Annotated in this window: 1 protein-coding gene; it reads left to right on the top strand. The window is 49.1% G+C overall.

Features of this window, described 5'->3' with window-relative positions; genetic code table 11:
- Nucleotides 1-636: 636 nt before the first annotated feature.
- The coding region (locus EKM97_RS11805) for a KxYKxGKxW signal peptide domain-containing protein (RefSeq protein ID WP_164507547.1) at nucleotides 637-2,280 on the top strand (1,644 nt) is incomplete at its 3' end.

Consider the following 2,280-nt stretch of genomic DNA (forward strand, 5'->3'; position numbering starts at 1 on the left):
ATGGCAGTGTATGTTTCGCACATGAACTTCGTGCGAAATGTACACCGCCATTTTCGTTAGGAGCGGGATTTTGCCGGCGGGTTTGCGGCAAAATCGCCAGTGGAAGACAGCGCAGCTGGCTGGAACGGTCCCACGCACACCCTTCCCGGGAGCGTAGCAAATCCGGCCCAGTTCCGACCTTCGGTCTAACCACTATTTTCATCCTTGCGGATGAAAGTTTCATGACTTACGCTGACGGACAGCGACAGGGTGAGAAGTCTGAGCGCAATACGAACAATATTAGAAAAATGAACGCTGCTGTTTCTGGATGACTTGGTTCTCGATTCTGATGTCGAGAACGGTTGAAACTAGTTTTGCCGAAATTTTTGGGTAGCGCTGGCCATTTATCTAAATCTGACAGATCAAAGCATCACATTAATAAATAACATATGTTACTTACCTTCGCGACGCGGCGGAGACTATTTTTATGCACAAAAAATCGGGTATACCAAATCCGAAAATTAACAAAAAATAGATGATTATCTTACAAATATTGCGTCCAAATATAACTATAGCTGGCGTTATTATAGACTCGTGGGTTGGTGGCGTTTACGCCGCAATTTTGACGCGTCAGGGGTGACGCGTAAGGAGGAGACTATGCAAAAGGGTAGAAACAAGGCGCTTCAGGGTGAACAACGCCTGCATTACAAGATGTATAAGTCTGGAAAGAGGTGGTTGTTAGCGGGGATTGCCAGTGCAACGTTATTTTCGATAACGTTCGTTACGCAAAATAATGTTAAGGCTGCGACTGGTAATGATACGGAACCAACTGCTACGATGACGCAGCAGTTAGACAGCCAAACGAATGAAAATACCGCCAGCGATACAAGCTCTGATAACACCGTGAAAGCGAGTGAACCAGAAACAACTGCGCAGGAAAGTCAGTCAACAGACAGTGCGGCGTCAACAACACAAACGCCGCAGTCGAACGCGACCAGTAACACACAAGCGGCAAGCACGGATACGGCAAGTACCACTGAGGCTCAAGTTCAATCGTCTCAAGATGCTGCGGCGTCTGCAAATGTCGTTTTGCACGTGGAAACGCGACTTGATGAATCTGGCAAGGCGATTGTGACCGTTACTGGACCGGCAAACACCAGCGTGGGCGTGACGGATAACCAGGGCCGCGCGGTGGCGACATTGCGTTTGAATGACCAGGGGACGTCCGTTTGGCAAACTCATGCTTCCGGTGCACTCACGTTCAGCGCAGTGGGTGAGCAAGCGTTGACCACGACGGCAATTGTGCCAGCAGCGAGTGCGGAGCAGAATGACAAAGCGGCTGCTGGTGCGGCACAACTGCACACTAATGACCGTGACGCCATTGTGAGCGGTAGTCTGGCCGAGCGCTCACAAACGCAATTGGATACCAATGATATTGATCCTGATAAATTTGTACAGTCCAACCAGACGGGGTTTGGTGGTGATTTCAGCAACCTGATTGAAGACGAGGATGGACTCACGGATACTGGTACTGGGGAGCCAAATGGTGATCCGGTGGAGTTGGCGACAACGGATGATACCGTCAAGGTGAATGTTGTCACGAGCGATTCCTCAGTGGTGAGCGGCAGCATCTTAGGAACAAGTAACACCTATGACGTGATTCAGCTTGCCAAGGGAATTTCGGCTCAGATTACTGAGGTCAATGGCAAAAAAGTCGCACTCGTGACCGCAAAACTTTTGCCAAGTATCACCGACCTGGTACCGTTCTACGGCACATTGGAATTGCTGGTTGATAATCCGGTTTCGTCAATTCTGAGTCTTGGCCTGAATAGCATTGTGACAGATGTTCTACAAGGAATTAAAGATATCACAACCATTTCCACGCTCGTGCCCGTAACACCGGTGGCTGATTCAAAATTGGCGAATGGTGATTACAGCAAATTCGTTGTTGATCTGAGCAGCATCAACGTGGTGCAACTGATTGAGGACAAGCTAGAATCTGTTGTGAATACGGCCGACCCAACTGGATCCTTATCTGGATCTGGTGTGGTTGACGAGAATGGTATTACTGGCGGTGTCGCTGACGCTGTGCAGGGCGTCGCAACAGGTAGTTTACTAGGCAAAACCGTCGTCGTCACACCACTGACTGTGCGCGCAACGACAGACATTAATGACGACACTAACCCGCAAGACATCAGTATTGCCAGTGCCTTTTATACCAGCACCTGGATTATTCATAGAATTTCAAAAAAGCAGCGCAATCCCATGATTCACACGGGACTGCGCTGCTTTGGTGTTTCA

The sequence above is a fragment of the Lacticaseibacillus songhuajiangensis genome (assembly GCF_003946025.1).
GTDB lineage: Bacteria > Bacillota > Bacilli > Lactobacillales > Lactobacillaceae > Lacticaseibacillus > Lacticaseibacillus songhuajiangensis.